This is a genomic window from Pseudomonas sp. 28 E 9 (assembly GCF_900004785.1).
GTDB lineage: Bacteria > Pseudomonadota > Gammaproteobacteria > Pseudomonadales > Pseudomonadaceae > Aquipseudomonas > Aquipseudomonas orientalis_A.
On sequence record NZ_CVTK01000021.1, the window covers coordinates 26,585 to 48,879 of the forward strand.

The window sequence follows — 22,295 nt, forward strand, 5'->3', positions numbered from 1 at the left end:
TCAGATCAGATCAGGATGAAGATCAGCGCCAACGCGGCAAAGATCGCCCATTTTTCCAGGTAATAGCGCGTGCGATTGCGCTTTTTGAGTTCCTTGCCACGCAATCTGATTTTGTACAAGCGGGTAAAGGCACGATTGAGTGCGCCGGTCTTGTCGCCCTCGTCATTGGGCGACCCCGCAGCGGCCATCACATTGCGGCTGAACCAGCGGTTGAATGCGGCCGCCCAGCGGTATTTCATCGGCCGTTCGATGTCGCAGAACAGAATGATGCGGTTATGCGACGTGGTGTTCTCGGCATAATGAATGTAGGTCTCGTCAAACATCACCGCCTCGCCGTCGCGCCAGTAATAGCTTTCACCATCCACATTGATATAGCAGCCCGGATCGTTCGGCGTATCCAGCCCCAGGTGATAACGATAGGACCCCGCGTAAGGGTCACGGTGACGCACGAGCTTGGAGCCCGGCGGCAGCTCGGCGAACATCGCGGCCTTGATCGAGCCGATGCTTTGCACCAGTTCGGTGGTGCGCGGGCACAGTTTCATCGCTGAGGGGTGACTGTCGCCGTACCATTTGAGATAGAAGCGCTTCCAGCCGGACTTGAAGAACGAATTGAAACCCACATCGTTGTACTGCTGCGAACGCTTGATTTCCCCGGCGCGCATCAGGTTCTGGCCTTCCTGGCGGATCTCCTCCCAGTGCTCCTGCAACGGGCTCAGGTCTGCAAAGTCGCTGGGCGACAGAAACGGGCGGCTGGGCTGCTTGGAGAACAGGTACAGGAAGCAGTTGATCGGCGCCAGGAATGTCGAATGATCGCTGAGCTGGCGGCCCAGCTTGTGTCGCACCCGGCCACGCAGATGTACATACGCGATGGAGGCAACGTAGAGAGCAACAATGATGAGTTTCAAGGGATTCGTCACACGTCAGGGAGAGAACAGGCTGCTCCTGCGTGCCCACAACGGCCGAGGATGGATAAGCAGCACCTGAAATCACAATTCACATACAGGTGACACGACCGGGTGGAGGACCATGCGATGTGTGACCATTGGCGGTTATTTAGCCATACTTTGTAACCAAAGGTTAACTAAGAATTGTGAAAAGCTGTCTATGAAGTGTGCTGGGGGGATGAGCGGGCGGGCCTCAAGACCCGCCCACTGGAGGGCGGTGCGACCGCTTACAGTTGATCGTCCTTACGCTCACGGCGGGAAAAACTGCTGTCTTCCAATGCCGAGAACGGCACGACTTCGCGTCGGGTCAGCACCAGGTGGCGGACCAGCGCGATCATCAGGCCCAGCAGCAAACCGCCCACCAGGCTCAATGCAATGACCAGGGCTTTTTTCGGTTTGACCGGTGACAGCGGCTCCTGGGCGCGGCGGTCGATCGTCACCAGTTTCAGGTTGCTCATGTCGATGTTCAAACCACGCAGCCTGGCGATTTCGGCGCGCAGCGGCTCTACGTCCTGCAGGAAAATGTCTTCATTGCCACGTTTGCGCAGCACTTCAACTTCGCGGTTGGCGTCCAGCAACCGCAGTTCCTTGCCAATTTCGGCAATACGCGGGTTGGTGAAGTCATCGCTGGTGCGCTTTTGCAGCGAGGCACGCTCGGCCTCCAGCGCCTCGGTACCCATGAAGTACAGCGGAATCTTCTGATTGTTGACCTCGGTGCGCATCACCTGGCTTGAGCCGGTTCGCGTGGCATCGGCCATCGAGGATGGCGTGGTCGGAGTCCTGATGCCCATGGACTGGGCGATGCCGATGGCTTCAGCCAATTCCGCCAGGCGGTTGGTCCGTTCCATTTTCATCTGCAGGCGCAGGGCGCTGAGCTCATCTTCCAGCTGGGCGCGCTTGAGCCGGTCGGCTTCGAGCAGCTTGGCGATCTTCGATTCCTTGTCGGTGTCGTAGTTGGCACGGGCCGCGTCGATCTTGCCCTTGAGCTCATTGAGGCGGTTGTTCACGATCACCTTGAGGTCGGCCCCCACCTGCTGACGCTCTGCGGCAATGGCGTAATCAACAAAGCCGTTGAGGATTTTCACCCCGTCGACATCGGTCGGATACTGCAATTCCAGGCGAATGTAGTTGCTCAGCGAATCGGCCTTCTTCGGGTCCGGCAGAATCAGATTGACCGAGTTGCGATTGAAGTCTTCAAAACTCTGCTCCAGGGTTTGCCCTGGCTTCTTGAACGCCTTGAACAACTCCTCATGGTCCTTGAAGAAGCCCAGGCGCGCCTCGTAGGAGTCCAACTGCGCGCCTACTTTGAGCAACGCATCAGCGGGCGGCAACTTATACACTTCGGAGCGGTTCAGTGCGTCCAGTTCATTGATCGCCGCAGGCCGCAGCACACTGCTGACTTCAAAGGTCTTGGGTGCCAGAAAGGCATAACCCGCACCCAGGATCCCCGCCAGAACCGTACACCCCACGATCAGCTTCTTCTGCCGCCATATGGCATTGAACAATTCAAACAGATCCATTTCATCAGACGCTACAGCGGGCGTGAGCGAGGAACTTCGATTCAAAATAAGAACACCTTAAATTAATACTAAAAGGCCATCACTTAGCGGAAGCCTTAGCGGCTTCAAGTCAGGGACAACGCCCTGAGCACGGCCGACCAATGGCAGTCTGACCACTTAGGCTGACGAAAAATCCCACGGCTTTAGGGATAATTTCTGCTTTATGCCGACGTGTAGTCACGACGATATTTTTATGTGGGACTTATCACGCTATAAGCGTAGTCAATACAACATGAAAAAGCTGTCAAATGGCTGTCCCATAAAGAAAAAAATCTCGTTATCCGCAGTGTTGTTACATTGCCGATACAATTGCCCGCCTCTCCCCTCAGCAAAAGGAAGTTGCATGCCATCCTCTTCAGCCACGGACTATCGCGCCCTGCAAGGTGCCTGGGAGCAAATCGCTCTGGAAGACAATGGCGTGCTCAACCCGCCAGATGCACATAGCGCGCCAGGTGCAATTACCACCGTCAGTGCCGATACATTCAAAGTCGTCACCGTCGAGGGGGAAACCCTGCTGGCGGGCCGTTTTGTGCTGGACGCCGACACCACGCCTAAAAGCATTACCTGGGTGGACGCCATCGGCGCGGACGCCGGCAAGTCGTTACCGGCCAGCTATCACCTGGACGGCGATCATTTTGTGTTTATCGCCGCCGATGCAGGCATGCCCCGGCCCACCGTATTCAGCACGGGCCCGGGGCAGACCATGCGCACCTTCGTGCGTCGGGCATGAACGGCCTGCTTTCGCGGTTTGATCACAGCATTTTCACAAGGCCTTCACTTTGCGACCTATAGGGTGAAGCCTACCTACTCCAGTGAATCCCTTGGCCCGCCTCTGCTTGCGGGCTTTTTTTTGCGCCTGAAATTGCCTGGCGACCGCGAACTAATTACCCGGCGTGCAGGTCATTACCCCAACGCGTGTCCAGCCCCGGACTGCGCTCTGGAAGATAGCATCGTGGCCCATCACTCAGACCTGCGCACTGCCTTGTCCCTGGACAGCCTGAATTTCTTCCTCGCGGATGTGCGCGACGGCCTGGGGCCGTACCTGGCGATTTATCTGCTGGCGGTACACCAATGGGACCCGGCCAGTATCGGCGTGGTCATGACCCTGGCCGGGGTCGCCGGGTTGATCACCCAGGGCCCGGCGGGTGCGCTGATCGACCGCACCCGCAGCAAACGCGCGGTGATTGCGATTGCCGCGCTGCTGGTCACGCTCAGTTGCCTGATGCTGCCCTTCGTCAGTTCATTTGGCTGGGTGGCGCTGACCCAGGCCGCCAGCGCCATCGCCGCCTCGGTGTTCGCCCCGGCGATTTCCGCGATTTCCCTGGGCATCACCGGCCCGCGCGCGTTTACCCGGCGCACCGGGCGCAACGAAACCTTCAATCACGCCGGCAACGCCGTCGCGGCATTGCTGGCCGGCGGCCTGGCGTATCTGTTCGGGCCGGTGGTGGTGTTCTACCTGATGGCGTTTATGGCCGTCGCCAGTGTCGTCGCCGTCAGTTGCGTACCGGCCAGGGCGATCGACCACGAAGTGGCCCGTGGCTTCGACCCGGCTCACCACACCGACCATGAGCAGCCCTCGGGCCTGCGCGTCCTGCTCGCCAACCGTCCGTTGCTGCTGTTCGCCATTTGCTGCGCGCTGTTTCACCTGGCCAATGCCGCGATGCTGCCGCTGGTCAGCCAGAAGCTGTCGCAGATCAACCTGCAGATGGCCACGCCGTTGACCTCGGCCTGCATCGTCGCGGCGCAGTTGGTGATGGTGCCGACGGCGATGCTGGTGGGGATCAAGGCCGATGTGTGGGGGCGCAAGCCGCTGCTGCTGGCCGGGTTCATGATCCTGCCCCTGCGCGGCGTGCTCTATACCTTGTCCAACGACCCCTACTGGCTGGTTGCCGTGCAGATGCTCGATGGCATCGGCGCGGGCATTTTCGGCGCGCTGTTCCCGGTGATCGTCAAGGACCTGACCCAAGGCACCGGCCGCTTCAACGTCAGCCTCGGCGCGCTGTCGACCGTATTCGGCCTGGGCGCGGCACTGAGCAGCAGCCTGGCCGGCTTTGTGGTGCAAATGGCCGGCTACAACGCCGCCTTCCTGACCCTGGCCGGGGTGGCCGCCGCCGCATTGCTGCTGCTGTGGCTGGCCATGCCGGAGACATTGGCTAAACCAACCTTCGCTGGCCATACAACTGTCGCCTGACATATGCGACAATGCGCGCCAAATTCCAACACACATCCCAAATTTTCCGTTCAGCGACCGGGTTTCGCGCCTTGATGTCGCTGTTGACGCATGCCTGAAGGCACCTGCCGTCACGCTCGCAACCCATTGATAGGTAAAGTAATTGATCTCCACAGCTAACATCACCATGCAGTTCGGCGCCAAGCCGCTCTTCGAGAACGTCTCGGTCAAGTTCGGCGCCGGCAACCGCTATGGTTTGATCGGTGCCAACGGTTGCGGCAAGTCGACCTTCATGAAAATCCTCGGCGGCGACCTTGAGCCGTCCGGCGGCCAGGTCATGCTGGAGCCGAATGTGCGCCTGGGCAAGCTGCGCCAGGACCAGTTCGCCTATGAACAATTCACCGTACTCGACACCGTGATCATGGGCCACGAAGAGCTGTGGAGGGTCAAGGCCGAGCGTGACCGCATCTACTCGCTGCCGGAAATGAGCGAAGAAGACGGCATGGCCGTGGCCGAGCTGGAAACCGAGTTCGCCGAGATGGACGGTTACACCGCCGAATCCCGCGCCGGCGAGCTGCTGCTGGGCCTGGGTATTCCACTGGAACAGCATTTCGGCCCGATGAGCGAAGTGTCGCCCGGCTGGAAGCTGCGCGTATTGCTGGCACAGGCGCTGTTCTCCGATCCGGAAGTGCTGTTGCTCGACGAACCGACCAACCACCTGGACATCAACACCATTCGCTGGCTGGAAAACATCCTCACCCAGCGCTCCAGCCTGATGATCATCATCTCTCACGACCGTCACTTCCTGAACAGCGTGTGCACCCACATGGCTGACCTGGACTACGGCGAGCTGCGCCTGTTCCCGGGCAACTACGACGAATACATGACCGTGGCGACCCAGTCCCGCGAGCAACTGCTGTCGGACAACGCCAAGAAGAAGGCGCAGATCTCCGAGCTGCAATCCTTCGTCAGCCGCTTCTCGGCCAACGCCTCGAAAGCCAAGCAGGCCACTTCCCGTGCCAAGGCGATCGACAAGATCCAGCTGGCCGAGGTCAAGCCGTCAAGCCGCGTGAGCCCGTTCATCCGTTTCGAACAGAACAAAAAGCTGCACCGTCAGGCGGTCATGGTCGAGAAGATGGCCAAGGGTTTTGACGGCAAGCCGTTGTTCAAGGACTTCAGCTTCCAGGTTGAAGCCGGCGAGCGCGTGGCGATCATCGGCCCGAACGGTATCGGCAAGACCACCCTGCTGCGCACCCTGGTCAACGAACTGACGCCGGACGCCGGCAGCATCAAGTGGACCGACGCCGCGGAACTGGGTTACTACGCCCAGGACCACGCCCATGACTTCGAAGACGACGTCACCCTGTTCGACTGGATGGGCCAGTGGACCCAGGGCGAGCAGATGATTCGCGGCACATTGGGCCGCATGCTGTTCTCCAACGACGAAATCCAGAAGTCGGTAAAAGTGATCTCCGGTGGTGAACAAGGCCGCATGCTGTTCGGCAAGCTGATCCTGCAAAAGCCGAACGTGCTGATCATGGACGAACCGACCAACCACTTGGACATGGAATCCATCGAAGCGCTGAACCTGGCGCTGGAGAACTATCCGGGTACGCTGATCTTCGTCAGCCATGACCGTGAGTTCGTATCGTCCCTGGCCACCCGCATCATCGAGTTGAGCGCCAGCGGCGTGATCGACTTCAGCGGCACCTATGACGACTACCTGCGCAGCCAGGGTGTGGTGTTCTAAGAGCAGCACTCAGCTGCAAGCTGCAAGAAAAAGCCCTGTCCCTGTGACAGGGCTTTTTTGCATGCACACGCCTGTAGGAGCGAGCTTGCTCGCGAAAAACCTCAGAGCACCGCGCAGAATCAGGCAACCCGCGTTATCGTTGACGTTCTTCGCGAGCAAGCTCGCTCCTACAGTCGTGCAGGATATGCCATGATGCTTCTACCGCCCCCCAGCGATTGACTATTCATGCCCGCCGCCCCCTCCTCCCTGTCGATCACCCTGCAGATCGTCTCCATCGTCTTCTATACCTTTATCGCGTTTATCTGCATCGGCCTGCCGATTGCGGTGATTCCAGGCTATGTGCACGAGCATCTGGGCTACAGCGCAGTCGTTGCCGGTGTGACCATCGGATCGCAGTACCTGGCCACCCTGCTCAGTCGGCCAATGGCCGGGCGCATGTCGGACAATGTCGGCACCAAGCGTGCGATTGTGCTGGGCCTGGCCGGTATCCTGATCAGTGGCGTGCTGACGTTCATCGCCGTCCTGCTTGAGCACTTGCCGGCGCTGAGCCTGGGTATCCTGATCGCCGGTCGGCTGCTGCTGGGTGTGGCCCAGGGTTTGATTGGCGTCGGCACCATCAGTTGGTGCATGGGCGCGGTCGGTTCCGAGCATACGGCCCGCTCGATCTCCTGGAACGGCATCGCCTCCTACGGCGCAATTGCCATTGGCGCGCCGCTGGGGGTGGTAATGGTGGCGAATTACGGCTTCGCCAGCCTGGGCCTGGCGCTGGCGGGGTTGGCAGCGCTGGGCCTGGTGCTGATCCGCAATAAACCTTCGGTACCGGTGGTGCGCGGCAAGCGCCTGCCGTTCTGGGCGGTGTTCGGCCATATCGCACCGTATGGCGCCAGCCTGTGCCTGGCCTCGATTGGCTACGGCACGCTGACCACGTTTATCACCCTGTATTACCTGAATCGCGGCTGGACCGGCGCGGCGTACTGCCTGACGGTGTTCGGCGCGTGTTTCATTCTGTCGCGCCTGGTGTTTATTTCCGCCATCAGCCGCGTCGGTGGTTTTACCGCCGCCATCGCCTGCATGGTCATCGAAACCCTGGGCCTCGCGCTGCTGTGGTTGGCGCCGTCGACCGGCGTGGCGTTGATTGGCGCAGGGTTGGCCGGCGTTGGTTTGTCACTGGTCTACCCGGCGCTTGGCGTGGAAGCCATCAAGCGCGTGCCGGACAGCAGCCGGGGCGCCGGGCTGAGTGCGTTTGCGGTGTTTTTCGACCTGTCCCTGGCGATTGCCGGGCCGTTGATGGGCGCCGTGGCACTGAACCTCGGCTACGACTGGATCTTCTTCTGCGCGGCGCTGCTGTCAGTGACCGCGCTGGTACTGACCGTGCAGCTCAAGCGTCGCGCTTACTGATCAGCGGTCTGCAGTCCGGCGCGGGTCGCCTCGCCGAGGGTGTGACTGAAAAAGCGCCCGGCCTCGGAGACCAGGTCGCGGTGGATGCCCTCACGGTCGACGCCATCGGCATCGGTACAGATGGCCGGCATCGTCGCCAATTGATCGCTGTCACACGGCGCCATGAACACGAAGTGCCCTGCCCCGGCCAGCAGTTTGAAGTCCGGCGGCTGCGGCAGTTTGCGCGCCAGGGCGGCCGCGTTCTTGTCCACGGCCACCAACTGGTCGCCATCGCCGCTGTAGAGCAGCACCGGTACGTGCACGTCGGCCAGGGTATGGCGACCGAACATCAGGCTCAGCGGCGCCATCAGCATCAGCGCATGGATACGTGGATCGGCCTGGGGCTGCAAATCCTCACGGTCGACCACCAGCTCGCCTTTGGTGGTGCAGGCGTCACGGTCCTCCGGGCGCTGCTGGCAATAGCGGCGCAGGCGCTCGAAATCCGGTTTGGCACCCGCCAGGATCAACGCGGTTTCGCCACCGGCCGAATAGCCGATCACACCCACCTGGTCGATGTCGACGAAGGGCGACAGCATCGGGTCGTTCAACGCCGCAGTGATGGCCTGTGAAATCTGGATCGGGCGACCATACAAATTGCTCACGGTGCCCAGGCGGCTGTGGTCCTGGTAGTTGTCGCCGGGGTGCAGCACTGCCACCACCACAAAGCCCTTGCGCGCCAGCGAGGTGGCCAGGTCATGCAGGGCCAGCGGTGTGCCGGTATTGCCGTGAGACAACATCAGCATCGGGAAACGGCCGATGGCAACCTTCGCGTCTTCGCCAGCCGCCACGTGGTAGGGGCCCAGCGCCGTGGTGTGTTCGGCATCGGTGGAAGGGTAAAACGCAATGGCCTTCATCGGCTGCGAATCCAGCGGGTCGAGAATGCTCATACGATGAAAGCCCACACTCCAATGCGGGTGCGGCGCAGGCGCGGCGTGCACTGAAAGCAGGCCGCCGCACAGGGAAAGAACCAAAACAGCACAGAGACGCATCATGGGATGTCCACCTTTGCTGCATGAGAACCGGCAGGCCGTCTAAAAATTCCCGGGTAGTGAAGCCACGTTTGCATAACCTGGGCCATAACGGCGAAAAACTCCATACTCCGCTCGCGCTCAGGCGATCAGAATACAGAGTTTAGGCGCCCGGCTTCAGATTGACACCGGGCGAGGCGAACATTTACACAAGTCTTACGCGGCGGCGAACAATTGCTCGCTGATCTGCACGTTGGCGTCGCTCATCGCTTTGCTGCGCACGTCGTCGCCGTAGGCCAGGCCTTCGGCGCGTACGATTTCGATATCGGTGATGCCGAGGAAGCCAAACAGCAGCTTCAGATAGCCTTCATGGGCGGCACCGGATGCCTGGCCGGCATGCAGGCCGCCGGCGGTGGAGACGATGATGACTTTCTTGTTGCCGCACAGGCCTTCAGGACCGGCTTCGGTGTAGTGGAAGGTCTGGCCGGCGACGGCGATACGGTCGATCCAGGCTTTGAGTTGGGTCGGGATGGTGAAGTTGTACATCGGCGCACCCACCACCACGGCATCGGCGGCGAGGAACTCAGCCAGCGACGATGCACTCAGTTCGGCTTCATGCTTTTGCGCGGCATCGCGCAGTTCGGCGGCGGTGCCCAAGGCGCCCAGGGTCGCACCGGAAAAATGATTGATGCCTTCGCTGGCGAGGTCACGGTAGGTCACTTCCACGCCCGGCTCGGCGGCTTGCCATGCCTTGACCACGCCAGCGCTGAGCTGACGGGAAGCCGAGTTGTCGCCGAGGATGCTGGAATCGATATGCAACAGTTTCATGATGGATCTCCGAGGTGGGATCGACAGGGGCGATCAGATGGTGGTGATGCTACGCACCTAACCAATGTTCGATAAGCCACCTGGAATGCGATAGATTGTCCCACTGACAGGACAATAGGCCCAGCATGCAAGACCTTAACGACCTCTATTACTTTGCCAAAGTCGTCGAAGCCGGTGGTTTCGCCGCCGCCGGGCGGCTACTGGGGATTCCCAAGTCGCGGCTGTCGCGGCGCATTGCCGAGCTGGAGGAGCGCCTGGGCGCACGCCTGCTGCAACGCACCACGCGGCAACTGACCCTGACCGCCGTCGGCGAACGCTACCTGCGCCACTGCCAGGCGATGCTGCTGGAGGCGGAGATGGCCGATGAGGCCGTGGCCAGCATGTCCACCGAGCCCCGGGGGCGCCTGCGGGTCACGTGCCCGGTCGGGCTGGCCCAGCAGATCCTGCCGGAACTGGTGGCCGGGTTTCTCGCCGCGCACCCGCTGGTGCAGTTGGACATGACCCTGGTCAACCGTCGCGTCGACCTGGTGGCCGAAGGTATCGACGTGGCGTTGCGGGTACGCGAGTTGGGCGACGAAGACCCGCTGTTGGTCACCAAACGCCTGCGCCAGGCGCAAACGGTGCTGGTGGCCAGCCCGGTACTCCTGCGTGACCGCCGGGTAGAGACCCTGGAAGACCTCAAGCAATTGCCGATCATGGGCGCACTGGAGGCGGACCGCATGGTGCACCAGCGCATCATCGACCCTCAGGGCAACGCCCATGAGCTGGTCATGGAGGCTCGCCTGGGCATCGAAGACTTTATCGTACGCAAAACCAGCGCACTCATGGGCGTGGGCTTCACGGTGCTGCCGATGATGGATTGCGAAGAAGAACTGGCCAACGGCCGGCTGGTGCAGCTGTTGCCGCAATGGTCGTTACCCGGTGGCTGGCTGCAGGCCGTGTACCCGCACCGGCGCGGCGTGCTGCCGGCAATTCGCGCCTGGATCGACTATATGGAAGAAGGCTTCAAAGGCTGCGGAGACCGTCTGTTATGAGCATGAGCGAAGCACAAGTCGCGGCGTTCTGCCTGAGCCTGCCGGGGGCGCGCGAGGACTACAAATGGGGCGGCGTGCGGGTGTTCTCGATTGCCGGCAACAAGATGTTCGCGTTGCAGAACCTGCGCGGCGACTCCCTGGCGTTCAAGGTCGACAAGGCGCTGTTCCTCGGCCACGTTGATCGCCCGGGCATCCACCCGGCGCCGTACCTGGCACGTGCGCAGTGGATCATCATGAACACGCCCTACCCGCTCGGTTCCGAGGAACTGCGTGGCTTGTTGCAGCGCTCGCACCAGTTGGTGGTGAGCAAGTTGCCCAAGCGCACACAGGTCGGGTTGGTGCTAGAGGATCGACAGTAGCGTGCCGCCGAGAAACAGCTGGTCCAGCCAGAACACCTGGTGCAGCAGCACGATCATCCAGAACAGCACCTGGTAGGACACCTTGCGCGTCTTGTGCCGGAATACCTGCTGCGCGATCAATGCTCCCGGCCAGCCGCCCGCCAGCTCGACGGCGTGCAGGATGTTTTCCGGGATGCGCCGGCCCTCGGTCTGCGCCTTGCGCTTGTCGCTCCAGTACAGGAAAAACGCCATCACGCTGACCACGCCGTAGGCTACCAGCGGGGTCACGGTCTCGCCGCGCTGCCACAGCAGCGCCGAGCCCAGCAGCGGCGCGGCGCACAGCAGCACCAGGAGCAACGCTTTCAGGCGTGGGTGCTGGATGTTCATGGCTTGACGGCGGTCCAGTCGATCCAGCCGAATTGCCAGGTCGCCAGGATCACCAGGCCGAACGCGATGCGGTACCAGGCAAAGGCCGCATAGCTGTGGTTGGCGATAAATTTGAGCAGTCCCTTGACCGCAATCATCGCGAAGATGAACGAGGTGACAAAGCCAATGGCGAAGACCGGCAGGTCCGCCGGCTGGAACAGGTCACGGTATTTGTAGCCCGAGTACAGCGCAGCACCGACCATGGTCGGCATGGCCAGGAAGAACGAAAACTCGGTAGCGGTCTTGCGTGACAGGCCGAACAACAGGCCGCCGATGATCGTCGCGCCGGAGCGTGAAGTGCCCGGGATCATCGCCAGGCACTGCGCCACGCCGACCTTGAGCGCGTCCTTCCAGGTGATCTCGTCGACAGTTTGCGCATGCACCGCATGTTGGCGACGTTCAGCCCACAACATGATCACACCACCCACCACCAGGGCCGTGGCCACGGTGATCGGGTTGAACAGGTAATGCTTGATCAGGTCAGCGAAAATCACCCCCAGCACCACCGCCGGCAACACCGCGATGATCAGGTTCACGGTGAAACGCTGGGCGTTGCGCTGGGTGGGCAAGCCGATGACCACGTCGAGGATCTTGCGCCGGAATTCCCAGACCACGGCGAGGATCGCGCCCAGCTGGATAATGATATTGAATGCCTCGAAACGCTCGCCGCCGAAGTTGATCAGGTCGGCGACGATGATCTGGTGGCCGGTGCTGGAGATCGGCAGAAACTCCGTCAGCCCCTCGACCACGCCAAGAATCAGTGCCTGTATGGCGGTCCAAAAATCCATGCTTTCTCCAAAGGTCACGCGCCTGGCGTGCCTCCTAGTGTTTTTTAAAGTTCACTGACAACGAGCGCACTGCAGCGCCCGGCGTTGATTCTCAATGCCGGAATGCAAAAATTCCGTGAAAAATCAGGCAGTACTCAGGTTTTTCGATTACGGGCCGAAAGCCTATCAGACAAGCCGCAAAAGTCGATGCAGCACCCACAATTATAAAAGGCTCGGAGTGACAGGACGATGAACAGTTTGCGCAATATGTCGATCAGCCGGCGCCTCTGGCTGATCCTGATAGTCGCCGTGCTGATGCTGCTGACTTTGGGCGCCTTGATGCTCAAACAGATCCATGATGACCTCTACCAGGCCAAGCGCCAACAGACCCAGCACGTGGTGCAAACCGCGAGCGGCGTGCTCGGCTACTACCAGAACCTGGAAAAGACCGGCGCACTCACCCGTCAAGCGGCGCAGCAACAAGCTCTTAGCACAGTGCGCAGCCTGCGGTACGACCACGATGACTACTTCTGGATCAACGACCTCACCCCCGTGATGATCATGCACGCGGCCAACCCCAAGCTGGACGGCCAGAACCTCTCGGCGATCCGCGATCCGGACGGGTTTGCCGTGTTCAATGAATTCGTGAGCCTGGCCAAGGCCAAGGGCGCCGGCATCGTCAATTACCGCTGGCCCAAGCCTGGGGCCGATGCGCCGGTGCAGAAAACCTCATACATCCAACTGTTCGAGCCCTGGGGCTGGATCATCGGCTCGGGCGTCTACGTGGACGACGTGCAGGCCGAGTTCAGCGTCCAGGTGTGGAAAGCCTCTGCTATCGGCCTGGCCATTGCGCTGGTCATAGCCCTGCTGGTGCTGTTGATCGCGCGCAGTATCGTGCAGCCGTTGCAGGCGGCGGTGACTGCGATGGCCAACATCGCCAGCGGCGAAAGCGACCTGACCCGCAGCCTCGACACTCACGGGCGTGACGAGGTCACCCAGCTGTCCCGGCACTTCAATACCTTCACCGCCAAGTTGCGCCAGGTGGTCGGCCAATTGCAGGTGTGCGCCAACGCCTTGGGCGAGTCGTCCACCGAGTTGGGCCACAACGCCAGCCAGGCCCACGACCGCAGCCAGCAGCAGTCGCAACAGATGGAACTGGTGGCCACCGCCATCAATGAAGTCACCTACGGCGTGCAGGACGTGGCCAAGAATGCCGAGCACGCCGCCAGCGAAATGCGCGATGCCCAGGCCCAGGCGCAACAGGGCCAGGTCAACATCGACGGCAGTCTGCAGCAGATCGACCAGCTCTCGAGCACCATCAGCCAGGCCGTGGAGGTGATCCGTACCCTGTCCAGCGAAAGCACCCAGATCGGCGGCGTGCTGGAAGTGATTCGTTCGATTGCCGACCAGACCAACCTGCTCGCCCTCAACGCCGCCATCGAAGCCGCACGCGCCGGCGAACAGGGCCGTGGATTTGCCGTGGTAGCCGATGAGGTACGCCTGCTCGCCCAGCGCACGCAAAAATCCACGGCTGAAATCCAGGCGATGATCGAGCGCCTGCAAGGGCATTCGGAAGCGGCGGTCAAGGTGATCAGCGACAGCCACAGCGCCTCGCAACTGACCATCGAGCAAGCCGGCCTGGCCGGGGCGAGCCTCAATGCGATCGGCCAGGCGCTGCATAATCTCAACGGTCTGAATGCCTCGATTGCCAGTGCCACCCTGCAACAGGCGCATGTGGTGGAGGACATCAATCAGAACGTCACCCAGGCGGCCGGGCTGTCCCACAGCACTGCGCTGGCGGCTGAGCAGTCGAGCGTGGCCAGTGCGCAGTTGCGTGGCTTGAGCGAGCAGCTTGACGGGTTGTTGCGCCAGTTCCGAATCTAGCCCTGGGTTAAATTGTGGGAGGGGGCAAGCCCTAACCTGTAGGAGCGAGCTTGCTCGCGAAAAACGTCAACGATAACGCGTGCTTCCTGAATGAACGCGGTGCCTGTGAGTTTTTCGCGAGCAAGCTCGCTCCTACAAAAAGCCAAGGCTTGCCCCCTCGCACATTTACCTGCTGTGTTTTGAGGATCGTCCACCTCTGGGTACAATCACCGCCCTCTCCCACTCCCCAAGGAACCGCCATGTCCGGGCTTGAACTGTTCGCCGCCGCACTGGGGGTGATCGCCGTCTGGCTGACGGTCAAGCAGAACCCCTGGTGCTGGCCCATCGGCCTGGTGATGGTGCTGCTCTATACCTGGGTGTTCTACGACGTAAAACTCTACTCCGACATGTTGCTGCAAGTGGTATATGCCGTCCTGCAACTCTATGGCTGGTGGCAATGGACTCGCGCCGGCGCGGTCAGGCAGGGACGCCAGGTCACTCGCCTGGGCATGCCGGCGGTCATGACCGGCCTGTTGGTGGGCGCCGTCGGCAGCGTGTTGCTTGGCGCCGCCATGGCTCACTGGACCGACGCCGCCCAGCCCTGGCTCGACGCGGCGCTGACCGGCTTCAGCCTGGTGGCGCAGTTGTGGATGGCGCAAAAACGCGTGCAGTGCTGGCCGTTGTGGATCGTGCTGGATGTGATTTTCGTCGGGTTGTTCCTCTACAAAGGCCTCTACCTCACCGCCGCGCTGTATGCGCTGTTTACCGTGATTGCCGTGCAGGGCTGGCGTGAATGGCGCGCCGACCCGGCGTTGCACGTATGAAAGTGGTGGTGCTGGCAGGCCCGGAATCGAGCGGCAAGAGCTGGCTGGCCGCAGAGCTGCATGCGCACTTCGGCGGGCTGATGGTGGGTGAATACGTGCGCCATTTCATCGACGAACATCAACGCGATACCTGCCTGGCGGATATCCCGGCAATCGCCCGGGGCCAGTTGGCCTGGGAGGATGCGGCGCGCGTCCGGCGCCCGGCGCTGCTGATCCTCGACACCCACCTGCTGACCAACCGGCTCTGGAGCCAGACGCTGTTTGGCGATTACCCAGGCTGGCTCGACAGCGAACTGCTGGCCCGTCATTACGATCTGCATCTGCTGCTGTCGCCCGAAGACGTGGAATGGAGCGCCGACGGCCAGCGCTGCCAGCCGCAACTGGCGGACCGCCGGGCGTTCTTCCAGGCCAGCCTGGACTGGATGCACGCGCACCATCAGCCGGTGACGGTGATCAGGGGAGACTGGCAAGCGCGCCGGGCGGCGGCGTTTGCTGCCGTGGAGCGCTTGCTCGCGTCTGCAACGAGCGATTAACGCTTCTTGCGTGTGCCGAGTTCAATCCAGGTCGGCGCATGGTCGCTGGCATGCGCCTCGTTGCGCACCCAGGCATCGACGCCGGCATTCTTGAGATAGGGCTTGAGCGCGGGGTTGAGCAACAGATGGTCGATGCGCAGGCCTGAATTCTTCTGCCAGTGCTGGCGAAAATAGTCCCAGAACGTATACACCCGCTCTTCGGGGTACAAATGCCGCAGTGAATCCGTCCAGCCCTGTTCCAGCAGGCGTTGATAGCAGGCCCGACTCTCGGGTTGCAACAATGCATCCTTGAGCCAGGAGCGCGGGTTGTAGATGTCCAGGTCAGTGGGCACCACATTGAAATCCCCGGCCAGCAGCACCGGATGCTCACTGGCCTGCAACGCCCGGGCGTAGTCGATCAGGCGTTCGAACCAGGCCAGTTTGTAATCGAATTTCGGCCCCGGTTGCGGGTTGCCGTTAGGCAGGTACAGGCAGCCAACCAGCACCCCATGCACGGCCGCTTCGATATAGCGGCTTTGATCGTCGCCGTCGTCACCGGGCAGGCCACGCCGGCTTTCCAGCGGTTGCGCGTCCCTGGCCAGGATCGCCACCCCGTTCCACGAGGCCTGGCCCAGGCAAATCGCGCCGTAGCCGGCCGCCTCGAAATCGGCAAAGGGAAACAGGCTCTCCGGCGCCTTCAGCTCCTGCAGGCAAACGATGTCCGGCTGCTCGCGCGCCAGCCAGTGCAGCAGGTTAGGCAGGCGGGCACGAATACCGTTGATGTTGAAGGTGGCGATTTTCAGCGCTTTCATGGCTGGGGTCCTTTCGGGGCTCCTGGGGTAGAGCCCGGAAAGGCCGCAGATGTTCCATGCGCGAGCGAGTCGGGTGTCAGTACCCCAACGACAGCCCGGTATTGCGACGCGGGTCATTCGCGCCATAGAAGCGGTTGTTGCCCACCGGCTTGGCATCCAGGGCCGGAGCGCCCACCAAAATGGCGGCCACGTGATTGGCATCCTGCGGCCCGGCGAACGTATGGCCCCAGCTTTCGAGGAGCTTGCGGGTATCCGGGCTGACCGCAAAGGTTTCAAGGTTGGTGGCCTGCGGCATCCACTGCTGGTGGAAACGCGGCGCGTCCACGGCCTCCTGGAGGTTCATCTTGTAGTCGATGACATTCAGGATGGTCAGCAAGGTGGCGGTGATGATGCGGCTGCCGCCCGGCGTCCCCACCACCATGACCGCCTTGCCATCCTTGGTCACGATGGTCGGGCTCATTGACGACAATGGCGCCTTGCCTGGCGCAATGGCATTGGCTTCACCCTGGACCAGCCCGTACATGTTCGGCACGCCGACCTTGACGGTGAAGTCGTCCATTTCATCATTGAGGATCACCCCGGTCTTGCTTGCCATCACGCCCGCGCCGAACCAGTCGTTGAGGGTGTAGGTGACGGAAACCGCGTTGCCCCAGGTATCGACGATGGAGTAGTGGGTGGTGTTATTGCCTTCATGGGGCGATACCCCCGGCTTGATCGCCTGGGAATCCCCGGCCTTGTGCGGCTCGATCGCGTCGCGCAGTTTCGCCGCGTAGTTTTTATCCAGCAGATGCGCGATCGGGTTCTTCACGAAATCCGGGTCGCCGAGGTAGCTGTTGCGGTCCACATACGCGTGGCGCATCGCTTCGATCTGATAGTGCAGACCCTGGGCCGAGTGATAGCCCAGGTCCGCCATCGGGTAGCCTTCAAGGATATTCATGATCTGGCAGATCACCACGCCACCGGAGCTTGGCGGCGGCGCCGAGACCACATGGTAGCCACGGTAGTCGCACTCGATGGGCGCCAGTTCGCGGGTTTTGTACCGGTCCAGGTCAGCCTGGGTGATCAACCCCTTGCCTGCCTGGCTGGAGTCGACCAGGGCCTTGGCGACCCAACCTTTATAGAAGCCGTCGCTGCCCTTGGCGGACACTTCCTTGAGGGTCCTGGCCAGGTCCTTCTGCACCAGCGTCTGGCCGACCTGCAGCGGTTGCCCGTTGTGCAGGAAGATCGCGCGCAGGTCCTGATCTTTTTCAAACTCCGCGGTGGCGGTGTGCAGCAGGTCGATGTCGCCCTGCTCCAGGGCAAAACCGTTTTCTGCCAGCTTGATCGCCGGCGCAATCACCTGGGCGCGCTTCAACGTGCCGTATTTGTTCAGGGCCAGCTCCATGCCGGAAACAGTGCCAGGCACGCCGACGGCCAGGTGACCCTTGGCGCTCAGGCCCTCGATGACGTTGCCGTCTTTATCCAGGTACATATCGGCCGTCGCCGCCAGCGGGGCTTTTTCGCGGAAATCGAGGAACGTCTTGCGCCCGTCCGCCAGTTGCACGGTCATGAAACCGCCGCCGCCCAGGTTGCCCGCCGCCGGGTACACCACGGCCAGGGCGTAACCGACCGCAACGGCCGCATCCACCGCATTGCCACCGGCCTTGAGCACATCCACGCCCACCTGCGTTGCCAAATGCTGGGCGGTGACCACCATGCCATTTTCCCCGGCCACCGGAGCCTGGGAAGCGGCCTGCACACCACTGACCGTCAACACCAGGACAGTGGCAATCAAGGTGCGGTTGAAGGCTTGGTATTTCATCCGTGACTACTCGAGTGATTGAGATGCACCAAAATAGCCCTTCCCTGATTCGATCCCCAGCACCATGGCGTTTTTATGACAGAGCTTGTCGGTGATGGAACGGTGGCCCGACATATTCAGCGCTGGCCTATAAAACGAATGGCGCTAGAATCAGCGCCACTCTTTATCCCCCCCTGATACGAGCGCCCCATGAGCTTTGATTTCGACACGATCCACCCACGCCTCGGCACCGGCAGCACCAAGTGGAACCGCTACCCGCAAGACGTGTTGCCGATGTGGATCGCCGACATGGACATCGCCGCCCCGCCCGCCGTGCTCGAGGCCCTGCATGCGCGCCTCGACCAGCAGGTGCTCGGCTACAGTGTCGCCGGCCCGGATGTGCGCGAGGCGATCATCGCCGACCTGTGGGCCAAGTACGCCTGGCGTGTGGAACCGGATGAGCTGTTGTTCCTGCCCGGCGTCGAACCGGGTTTCAACATGGCGCTGCACGCGTTCGTCCAGCCGGGCCAGCCGGTGGTGCTGCAAACCCCCAACTATCGGCCGATTCGCCTGGCGCCCGGCCACTGGAACCTGCCGCGCATCGAAGTGCCGTTCGAGCTGATCGATGGCCAATACCGCACGCCACTGGCGGCCATGCGCGATGCCTTGAGCGGTGCCGGTGCGCTGCTGCTGAGCAACCCGCACAACCCGATCGGCAAGGTCTTCCCCCGCGAGGAGCTGCTGGCGATTGCACAGGCGTGCATGGAAAACGACGCGCTGATCATCTCCGATGAAATCCACGCCGAGCTGTGCTTTGACGGCCGTCGCCATATTCCCATCGCCAGCCTCAGCCCCGAGATCGCGCAACGCACCATCACACTGATGTCGGCCAGCAAGGCCTATAACGTCGCCGGCCTGAAGACCTGTTTTGCGGTGATCCAGAATGCCGCGATTCGCGAGCGTTTCAACCAGGCCCGCTGCGGCATGGTCGACAGCGTCAGCCCCCTCGGCCTGGAAGCCACCCGCGCCGCCTACAGCGCATGCGGCGACTGGCTAGAGGCACTGTTGCACTACCTGCAAGGCAACCGTGACTACCTGCTCGACGCCGTGCAAAACCGCCTGCCCGGCGTGGTCATGCACGCGCCGGAAGGTACATTCCTGGCCTGGCTCGATTGCAGCGCCCTGGGCCTGGAAGACCCGCAACGGTTTTTCCTTGAACAGGCCAAGGTTGGGTTGAGTGCCGGGATCGAGTTTGGCGATGACAGCCAACAGTTCGTGCGCCTGAACTTCGGCTGCCCACGGGCGATGCTGGAAGAAGGCGTGCAACGCATGGAGCGCGCCCTGCGCCAGCTGTAGGTGGCGAGGGACCGGGGCAGCGCGGCGGCCCCGTTCTCATGCGCTTCTCAGAGTTTGGCGATCGACACTTCGGTGGACTTCACGAAGGCAATCACTTCACTGCCCACTTTCAACTCCAGATCACGCACCGAACGGGTGGTGATGACCGAAGTGACGATGCCGGACGCAGTCTGCACGTCGATTTCCGACACCACTTCCCCGAGCAGGATTTCCTTGATGGTGCCCTTGAACTGGTTGCGCACGTTGATCGCTTTGATGGTCATGTCGGCTTTCCTTTTGGCTGTTGGGTCAATCCGCACGAATGCGCAGGCCCTCAAAATGCGCCATCGAGAAAAATAACAAAAGGAATATATAACTCTTTATTTATTCGATATGGATATATAAAGCGTTGCCCATCCCAGCGCTTCAGGACAGCGTGACCCAATACCGGGTCCGCGCCTGTACATGCAACCCCAGGCTGGACGCCAGCAGGTCGAGGATACGGTCGGTGTCGTCCAGACGAAAACTGCCGGTGACCCGCAACTGTTCCAGGCGCGGGTCCCAGCGCAGCACGCCTGGCCGATAACGCGCCAATTCCCGCAGGAAATCCCCCAGCGCCTGGTTCTGCGCGGTCAGTACACCGTCGCGCCAGCCCAGTTGCAACGCATCGAACGCGACCCAGGCGCCGAGCCCGGTGCTTTTCAACGGCGCTTGCTGCCCCCCTTGCAAGGTTGCCGTGCGCCCGTCCAGGTCGCGTACCCGCACGGAGCCCTTGAGCACGGACACCAGGCAAGCGGTGTCCAATTGCCGAACACACACTTCAGCCTGGCTGACCGTCAGCTCGCCGTAACGCGTCTGTACGCTCATCGCCGTCGCTGCGGGTACATTCAACGCCAGCTCACCCTCGACCAGGGTGATGCGTCGCTGCGCCAGGTCCACGTCCACCGCCGTCGCGGTATTGAGTTGCACGCTGGCGCCGTCAGCCAATGCCATGCGCGTGCGCTCCCCCGTGGCCGTGTGCAGGTCGGCGCGCCAGGTCTGGATGGGCAATTGCCGGCTGAGCAGCCAGGCCGTCGGCAGCAGTGCCGCTATGCCCAGCGCGCGCTTGAGCACAGCACGCCGTCCGGGTTGCGGGCGATCGAGGCTGGCCATCGCCAGGGCCTGGGGCAAGTCGCTGAAACGCTGGCGCAGGGCCTGCGCGCTTTGCCAGGTCTGTTCGTGCTGGGGATGGCTGTCACGCCAGCGCTGCAACGCGGCGTGGTCGCGCTCGGTGGCCGCGCCGGACTCCAACAGCGCCAGCCACTGGGCGGCGGCGCGGGCAACGGCGCGGTTCACAGGTTCACCAGCAGGCAGTGTTCATAGGCCTGGGCCATGTAGCGTTTTACCGTGCGTTCGCAGACGTTGAGGCGTGCGGCGATCTCCCGATAACCCAGGCCTTCCAGCTGGCTCCATAGAAAAGCGCGGCGCACCTGCACCGGTAAACCCTCAAGCAGGTCGTCCAGGGCGTGCAAGGTTTCCAGCAACAACCAGCGGTGTTCCGGCGAAGGCACGCAAGCCTGCGGCAGGCTGGCCAAGGCATTCAGGTAAGCCTGCTCGAGGCTGCGCCGCTGATGGAAATTCACCAGCAGGCGCTTGCCGACGGTCACCAGATAGGCGCGCGGCTCCTGCATCTGCTCGATCGGCTGCGCGCTGGCAAGCACGCGCAGGAAGGTATCCTGGCTCAGGTCAGCGGCGTCCCAGGCATTGCCCAAACGCCGGCGCAGCCAGCTTTCCAGCCAGCTGTGATGGTCGCGGTACAGGCTCGACACGGTCGGTTCGGGGGCATGGGTCGGTACAACAGCATCATTCATGGCAAGCGACCTGCGCGGCGCGACTGAGTCTCAAATGAGATTCATTCTATTTAATGTTGCGTCGCTATACCACGATCTTTTCAACGCGACGTTTGACGTACAGACGATCTTCTTGCGCGTTGACCTCCCCTGTTACACACCATATAGTGTGCCCACAAACAGAACAGACCACTACATAGTGTGCAGTATCGGTATTTTCCGACCACACTCTGCGCAGTATTTCAATGCCTGAAGCCTGCAAACCGCCTATTTTTTGGACGGGTCCACACACCGTCAGAACAGATCTGGAAGGAGTATTTCAATGCTGAGTTGGGATGAAGTCGACAACGAAGACAGCGTTGCAGCGGTAGTCAGAGGCGCCAACGCCGGCCACGCCACCGAAGCCAACATGGACCGCCTCGACGGTGCCGGCGCCGCCGCCGCCATCGAAGCCCGCGCCGTCACCGCCAGTGATTCGGCCGCCATCGCGCGCGCCAAGGCCGAACTGGACAAACTCGACGTCGCCGAAGGCCTCGCCGAACTCGAAGGCGCCTCCGCCCGCGTCGCCGTTGACGAAAAGCGCATGATCAACTGCCGCGCCGACCTCAACCAACTCGTGCCTTTCAAGTACGACTGGGCCTGGCAGAAATACCTCGACGGCTGCGCCAACCACTGGATGCCGCAAGAGGTCAACATGACCGCCGACATCGCCCTGTGGAAAAACCCCGAAGGCCTGACCGACGACGAACGCCGCATCGTCATGCGCAACCTCGGCTTCTTCTCCACCGCCGACTCCCTGGTTGCCAACAACCTGGTGCTGGCCGTGTACCGCCTGATCACCAACCCCGAATGCCGCCAGTACATCCTGCGCCAGGCCTTCGAAGAAGCGATCCACACCCACGCCTACCAGTACTGCATCGAATCGTTGGCCATGGATGAAGGCGAGATCTTCAACATGTACCACGAGATCCCATCGGTCGCTAAAAAAGCCGCCTGGGGTCTGAAGTACACCCGCTCGATCTCCGATCCGAAGTTCGAAACCGGCACCGTCGACACCGACAAAGAGCTGCTGCGCAACCTGGTCGCCTACTACTGCGTGCTGGAAGGCATCTTCTTCTA

The 22,295-nt window shown here is 61.7% G+C and carries 22 protein-coding genes; 11 read left to right on the forward strand and 11 right to left on the reverse strand.

Features of this window, described 5'->3' with window-relative positions; genetic code table 11:
• Positions 1-5 precede the first annotated feature (5 nt).
• Together lpxO and BFQ00_RS03695 are read right to left on the reverse strand one after the other, a co-directional pair.
• Positions 6-905, reverse strand: coding sequence for a lipid A hydroxylase LpxO (gene lpxO / locus BFQ00_RS03690; RefSeq protein WP_065893326.1), 900 nt, complete (start codon positions 903-905; stop codon positions 6-8).
• A 266-nt stretch (positions 906-1,171) separates the two neighbouring features.
• Complete coding sequence (locus tag BFQ00_RS03695; protein ID WP_139114962.1) at positions 1,172-2,464, reverse strand: Wzz/FepE/Etk N-terminal domain-containing protein; 1,293 nt, start codon at positions 2,462-2,464, stop codon at positions 1,172-1,174.
• Positions 2,465-2,846: 382 nt separating this feature from the next.
• Between BFQ00_RS03695 and BFQ00_RS03700 the strand changes: the two genes are divergently transcribed.
• The 4 genes from BFQ00_RS03700 (at position 2,847) to BFQ00_RS03715 (ending at position 7,821) form a co-directional block, all read left to right on the forward strand.
• Positions 2,847-3,233 (forward strand): TIGR03067 domain-containing protein, encoded by a 387-nt coding sequence (locus tag BFQ00_RS03700; RefSeq protein WP_065932641.1) that lies wholly within the window; start codon positions 2,847-2,849, stop codon positions 3,231-3,233.
• A 222-nt stretch (positions 3,234-3,455) separates the two neighbouring features.
• Positions 3,456-4,694, forward strand: coding sequence for an MFS transporter (locus BFQ00_RS03705; RefSeq protein WP_065932642.1), 1,239 nt, complete (start codon positions 3,456-3,458; stop codon positions 4,692-4,694).
• A gap of 142 nt (positions 4,695-4,836) precedes the next feature.
• Positions 4,837-6,423, forward strand: a complete 1,587-nt coding sequence (locus BFQ00_RS03710) for an ABC-F family ATPase (RefSeq protein ID WP_082632055.1) — start codon at positions 4,837-4,839, stop codon at positions 6,421-6,423.
• A 225-nt stretch (positions 6,424-6,648) separates the two neighbouring features.
• Positions 6,649-7,821 carry an MFS transporter gene (locus BFQ00_RS03715; RefSeq protein ID WP_065932643.1) on the forward strand — a complete coding sequence of 391 codons (1,173 nt, stop codon included), beginning with the start codon at positions 6,649-6,651 and terminating at the stop codon, positions 7,819-7,821.
• On the opposite strand, the gene BFQ00_RS03720 is transcribed toward BFQ00_RS03715, so the two are convergent.
• Both BFQ00_RS03720 and BFQ00_RS03725 read right to left on the reverse strand, forming a co-directional pair.
• Positions 7,815-8,852 (reverse strand): alpha/beta hydrolase family protein, encoded by a 1,038-nt coding sequence (locus tag BFQ00_RS03720; RefSeq protein WP_065932644.1) that lies wholly within the window; start codon positions 8,850-8,852, stop codon positions 7,815-7,817. The two genes, BFQ00_RS03715 and BFQ00_RS03720, sit on opposite strands and share 7 nt — an antisense overlap.
• Before the next feature lie 192 nt (positions 8,853-9,044).
• Positions 9,045-9,656, reverse strand: coding sequence for an FMN-dependent NADH-azoreductase (locus BFQ00_RS03725; protein ID WP_065884581.1), 612 nt, complete (start codon positions 9,654-9,656; stop codon positions 9,045-9,047).
• A gap of 125 nt (positions 9,657-9,781) precedes the next feature.
• Between BFQ00_RS03725 and BFQ00_RS03730 the strand changes: the two genes are divergently transcribed.
• Together BFQ00_RS03730 and BFQ00_RS03735 are read left to right on the forward strand one after the other, a co-directional pair.
• A complete protein-coding gene (locus BFQ00_RS03730) occupies positions 9,782-10,690 on the forward strand; it encodes a LysR substrate-binding domain-containing protein (protein WP_065932645.1) in 909 nt (302 codons plus the stop codon).
• On the forward strand, positions 10,687-11,049 hold the full coding sequence (locus BFQ00_RS03735) for an MmcQ/YjbR family DNA-binding protein (RefSeq protein WP_065932646.1): 363 nt from the start codon (positions 10,687-10,689) through the stop codon (positions 11,047-11,049). The genes BFQ00_RS03730 and BFQ00_RS03735 overlap by 4 nt, the downstream gene beginning before the upstream one ends.
• Here BFQ00_RS03735 and BFQ00_RS03740 read toward each other — a convergent pair.
• Positions 11,032-11,415, reverse strand: a complete 384-nt coding sequence (locus tag BFQ00_RS03740; RefSeq protein ID WP_065932647.1) for a DUF1294 domain-containing protein — start codon at positions 11,413-11,415, stop codon at positions 11,032-11,034. The two genes, BFQ00_RS03735 and BFQ00_RS03740, sit on opposite strands and share 18 nt — an antisense overlap.
• Positions 11,412-12,242, reverse strand: a complete 831-nt coding sequence (locus tag BFQ00_RS03745) for an undecaprenyl-diphosphate phosphatase (protein WP_065884577.1) — start codon at positions 12,240-12,242, stop codon at positions 11,412-11,414. The genes BFQ00_RS03740 and BFQ00_RS03745 overlap by 4 nt, the downstream gene beginning before the upstream one ends.
• A gap of 228 nt (positions 12,243-12,470) precedes the next feature.
• Here BFQ00_RS03745 and BFQ00_RS03750 point away from each other — a divergent pair, with 228 nt between their 5' ends.
• From BFQ00_RS03750 to BFQ00_RS03760, 3 genes are all read left to right on the forward strand, one after another.
• Positions 12,471-14,105, forward strand: a complete 1,635-nt coding sequence (locus tag BFQ00_RS03750) for a methyl-accepting chemotaxis protein (RefSeq protein WP_065932648.1) — start codon at positions 12,471-12,473, stop codon at positions 14,103-14,105.
• A gap of 239 nt (positions 14,106-14,344) precedes the next feature.
• Positions 14,345-14,908, forward strand: coding sequence for a nicotinamide riboside transporter PnuC (pnuC, locus tag BFQ00_RS03755; RefSeq protein WP_065932649.1), 564 nt, complete (start codon positions 14,345-14,347; stop codon positions 14,906-14,908).
• Positions 14,905-15,441, forward strand: coding sequence for an AAA family ATPase (locus tag BFQ00_RS03760; RefSeq protein ID WP_065932650.1), 537 nt, complete (start codon positions 14,905-14,907; stop codon positions 15,439-15,441). The genes pnuC and BFQ00_RS03760 overlap by 4 nt, the downstream gene beginning before the upstream one ends.
• Here BFQ00_RS03760 and xth read toward each other — a convergent pair.
• Positions 15,438-16,232 (reverse strand): exodeoxyribonuclease III, encoded by a 795-nt coding sequence (xth, locus tag BFQ00_RS03765; RefSeq protein ID WP_065932651.1) that lies wholly within the window; start codon positions 16,230-16,232, stop codon positions 15,438-15,440. The genes BFQ00_RS03760 and xth overlap by 4 nt on opposite strands.
• A 76-nt stretch (positions 16,233-16,308) precedes the next feature.
• The gene (gene ggt, locus BFQ00_RS03770; protein WP_065932652.1) at positions 16,309-18,033 is read right to left on the reverse strand and encodes a gamma-glutamyltransferase; all 1,725 of its coding nucleotides are present in this window, start codon (positions 18,031-18,033) and stop codon (positions 16,309-16,311) included.
• A gap of 189 nt (positions 18,034-18,222) precedes the next feature.
• Between ggt and BFQ00_RS03775 the strand changes: the two genes are divergently transcribed.
• Positions 18,223-19,368: a MalY/PatB family protein gene (locus BFQ00_RS03775; protein WP_065932653.1), complete on the forward strand. Its 1,146-nt coding sequence runs from the start codon at positions 18,223-18,225 to the stop codon at positions 19,366-19,368.
• A gap of 47 nt (positions 19,369-19,415) precedes the next feature.
• On the opposite strand, the gene BFQ00_RS03780 is transcribed toward BFQ00_RS03775, so the two are convergent.
• From BFQ00_RS03780 to BFQ00_RS03790, 3 genes are all read right to left on the reverse strand, one after another.
• Entirely contained in the window at positions 19,416-19,631 is a 216-nt protein-coding gene (locus tag BFQ00_RS03780) for a TOBE domain-containing protein (RefSeq protein ID WP_057725249.1), read from the reverse strand.
• Between the two features lie 142 nt (positions 19,632-19,773).
• Complete coding sequence (locus BFQ00_RS03785) at positions 19,774-20,682, reverse strand: FecR domain-containing protein (RefSeq protein ID WP_065932654.1); 909 nt, start codon at positions 20,680-20,682, stop codon at positions 19,774-19,776.
• Positions 20,679-21,197 carry a sigma-70 family RNA polymerase sigma factor gene (locus tag BFQ00_RS03790; protein ID WP_065932655.1) on the reverse strand — a complete coding sequence of 173 codons (519 nt, stop codon included), beginning with the start codon at positions 21,195-21,197 and terminating at the stop codon, positions 20,679-20,681. Before BFQ00_RS03790 ends, BFQ00_RS03785 begins: the two co-directional genes overlap by 4 nt.
• 301 nt (positions 21,198-21,498) lie before the next feature.
• Here BFQ00_RS03790 and BFQ00_RS03795 point away from each other — a divergent pair.
• On the forward strand, positions 21,499-22,295 hold a 797-nt coding region (locus BFQ00_RS03795), incomplete at its 3' end, for a ribonucleotide-diphosphate reductase subunit beta (RefSeq protein WP_139114963.1).

Excerpts from the sequence above, each read along its gene's own strand:
- BFQ00_RS03695 (WP_139114962.1), bottom strand. The coding sequence starts at position 2,464 with ATGGATCTGTTTGAATTGTTCAATGCCATATGGCGGCAGAAGAAGCTG.
- BFQ00_RS03700 (WP_065932641.1), top strand. The coding sequence starts at position 2,847 with ATGCCATCCTCTTCAGCCACGGACTATCGCGCCCTGCAAGGTGCCTGG.
- BFQ00_RS03715 (WP_065932643.1), top strand. The coding sequence starts at position 6,649 with ATGCCCGCCGCCCCCTCCTCCCTGTCGATCACCCTGCAGATCGTCTCC.
- BFQ00_RS03720 (WP_065932644.1), bottom strand. The coding sequence starts at position 8,852 with ATGATGCGTCTCTGTGCTGTTTTGGTTCTTTCCCTGTGCGGCGGCCTG.
- BFQ00_RS03725 (WP_065884581.1), bottom strand. The coding sequence starts at position 9,656 with ATGAAACTGTTGCATATCGATTCCAGCATCCTCGGCGACAACTCGGCT.
- BFQ00_RS03730 (WP_065932645.1), top strand. The coding sequence starts at position 9,782 with ATGCAAGACCTTAACGACCTCTATTACTTTGCCAAAGTCGTCGAAGCC.
- BFQ00_RS03735 (WP_065932646.1), top strand. The coding sequence starts at position 10,687 with ATGAGCATGAGCGAAGCACAAGTCGCGGCGTTCTGCCTGAGCCTGCCG.
- BFQ00_RS03740 (WP_065932647.1), bottom strand. The coding sequence starts at position 11,415 with ATGAACATCCAGCACCCACGCCTGAAAGCGTTGCTCCTGGTGCTGCTG.
- BFQ00_RS03745 (WP_065884577.1), bottom strand. The coding sequence starts at position 12,242 with ATGGATTTTTGGACCGCCATACAGGCACTGATTCTTGGCGTGGTCGAG.
- BFQ00_RS03750 (WP_065932648.1), top strand. The coding sequence starts at position 12,471 with ATGAACAGTTTGCGCAATATGTCGATCAGCCGGCGCCTCTGGCTGATC.
- pnuC (WP_065932649.1), top strand. The coding sequence starts at position 14,345 with ATGTCCGGGCTTGAACTGTTCGCCGCCGCACTGGGGGTGATCGCCGTC.
- BFQ00_RS03760 (WP_065932650.1), top strand. The coding sequence starts at position 14,905 with ATGAAAGTGGTGGTGCTGGCAGGCCCGGAATCGAGCGGCAAGAGCTGG.
- xth (WP_065932651.1), bottom strand. The coding sequence starts at position 16,232 with ATGAAAGCGCTGAAAATCGCCACCTTCAACATCAACGGTATTCGTGCC.
- ggt (WP_065932652.1), bottom strand. The coding sequence starts at position 18,033 with ATGAAATACCAAGCCTTCAACCGCACCTTGATTGCCACTGTCCTGGTG.
- BFQ00_RS03775 (WP_065932653.1), top strand. The coding sequence starts at position 18,223 with ATGAGCTTTGATTTCGACACGATCCACCCACGCCTCGGCACCGGCAGC.
- BFQ00_RS03780 (WP_057725249.1), bottom strand. The coding sequence starts at position 19,631 with ATGACCATCAAAGCGATCAACGTGCGCAACCAGTTCAAGGGCACCATC.
- BFQ00_RS03790 (WP_065932655.1), bottom strand. The coding sequence starts at position 21,197 with ATGAATGATGCTGTTGTACCGACCCATGCCCCCGAACCGACCGTGTCG.